Source organism: Nitrospira sp. BLG_2 (assembly GCF_049222245.1).
This window is the reverse complement of record NZ_JBLYIG010000698.1, coordinates 1-2193: the sequence shown is the minus strand read 5'-3', so window position 1 is coordinate 2193 and position 2193 is coordinate 1. Positions and strand designations below refer to the sequence as shown.

General features: G+C 53.2%; 2 protein-coding genes and 1 pseudogene. All 3 read left to right on the top strand.

Annotation, left to right across the window (positions count from 1 at the left end; translation table 11 throughout):
- Positions 1 to 682, top strand: a pseudogene (locus tag ACOSYY_RS18410) (hypothetical protein); the annotation flags it as partial.
- Positions 683 to 727: 45 nt separating this feature from the next.
- Complete coding sequence (locus ACOSYY_RS18405; protein ID WP_421664308.1) at positions 728 to 1351, top strand: c-type cytochrome; 624 nt, start codon at positions 728 to 730, stop codon at positions 1349 to 1351.
- Between the two features lie 178 nt (positions 1352 to 1529).
- A partial coding sequence (locus ACOSYY_RS18400; protein WP_421664307.1) for a c-type cytochrome occupies positions 1530 to 2193 on the top strand: 664 nt, incomplete at its 3' end.

Genomic DNA, 2193 nt, shown 5'->3' with positions numbered 1-2193 from the left:
GTTACTGGGTGTTCTCGGCGTCATGTCGGCCAAAATGACGGTGTCGAACCTCATGATTCTCATTACCTTCATGAGCTTCGTCATGTATTGGCGGGCAGGAAAACAAGACACAGCCAGTTGGGCCAAACTGGGAAAGGCCGTCATGGGCGCGGTGTTGGTACTGGCTAGTCTTGCTGTTATTGTTCTTGGTGTCTGGGGATACTTCGTGCCGGCAATCGTCCGAATCAATTATTTTTCCACATCCCAAGTGCTGATCGTCATCTTCGTCATTCTGACTATCACGCCGTTGACCGCGCTGTTGCTCAAGAGTGCCAGGACGACGACAGAGATGGTTTGGGGCAGTATGCCTCCGCGCGCAGGTTATGCTCTGGTTCTGAATGCGGTCATGGTCATTCTCCTCATGACGTTGATGGGCTATGCGCGATCCTCGTCCCGGGTCCATTGGCATGTGTACGGCGTGATGCGTGATACATCGCCCTACGCCTATTCGCCGGCACTCGGCAGCGCGTCGTTGATCATGGCCTTCTGCACGTTTTTCTTTTGTATCCTCGTGGCGTTTATCTTCTGGGTCGCGACCATGGGTGATAAGTACAAGACCGCTGGCGGAGCAGGAAAGGAAGAGCTGCCGCACGGCATTCCGGCGATGGCCGGAGGCTCTCCGCAAGAGCAGCAACAGAGTTAGGTAAGGTCATGAATCAGCACGATATACTTACGAGTTTGGAGAGCTATGAGTGAAGTCGCACAACTACAATTGATTGCACTCTCAATCGTCGGGATCGGAATTCTGATCCTCCTCTTCATCAAAGCTACCTTTGTCCGAGTCACGGGGTTCGTTGCCATCGTCCTCGGGTTGTTCTCGCTCGTGTCACTCGCCGTACCGCAGCTGGCGTCACTCCCTCCGGCCGAGGAAAAGATCGACATCGCCAACATCAAGACACCCACGGACATTGCCGCCATCGGACAGACGGTGTTCTTCAGCAAGGGCCAATGTGCGCTGTGCCATTCCATCGGCCCCAGCGAATCGGCCCGTTGTCCGGATTTAAAAGGAATCGGCGCAAAATTGAGCCGGGATTTTCTGTATGAAAGCCTGACAGATCCTCAAGCTTTCGTGTATCAGGACTATCGGCATGGAGGGGTGCCGAAGGAATACCCCGCGACGATGCCGGCGATCAATAAGGATCCAATCGGGCTCTCTAAGAATGAAATCTTGGCCGTCATCGCGTTTCTGCAGCAAATGAGCGGCGAGCCGGTTTCCATCAGCGTGACGGATTTGGACATACCCGGCAAGGCGCCGTCGGCTCCAGTCAAAGCAGCGGAATCTTCACTATTAGCTGTTGCTCGAACACATTAGCAGGATGTTGAAAATCTATTTCGACGTTCACGGCCTCACGACCTTACGATTTAATAGGAACAAACTGCAGGATGTTCAAAAAGATCTTCCGCCAAGGCGTACTTTTTATCGCAGGCGGCTTCTGGGCGACGCGAGAACGAAACAGAAGGACTTTCCCACATCCTGTTAGGAGGAACGTATGGGCGCATTAGGTAAGCCGATCATACTTATGGTAGCCATGTATCTGTTTCTAAAGTTTGTGCTGCCGAATATACCTGGCTCGGCGCCCCTTCCCTCCAGTCTGATATTCCTCTATCTCCTATTGACCGTATCGGGCATTATCATTTTCGAAACGCTGAGCGGAGAATCAAAAGATGCGTTTTGGGGGCCGATACAGAGATTTCTGACCGGAGAAAACCTCGGAGGTCTGCAAGCGCTTCGCTATGGGGTGCTTGTTCTGTTTCCATTGCTGATTGGATGGCAAACCTATGGCAGCACTGCCACGAGCGATCTTCCGCCGACAGAAAGCCGAACGATTCACCCCGCACCTCCGGGTGAATATACGGGCCTGTCGAATCCTGTTCCCAAGACTCCTGAAAATATCATGCAAGGGAAGGGATTCTATGCGGCCTTTTGCTCCCCCTGTCATGGCGGGAATTTCGACGGCAAGGGACCGGCCGCCCGTGGTTTTATTCCGGCACCGGCCAATTTTGCCGATCCAACGACCATCGCCATGTTGCAAGAAAGCTATTTGTTCTGGCGCATCAAAAAAGGCGGAGTCGGCCTCCCGATTGAAGGCGCTCCATGGAAATCCGCGATGCCTCGTTGGGAAGTAGAATTGCCGGATGAATGGATTTGGAAGA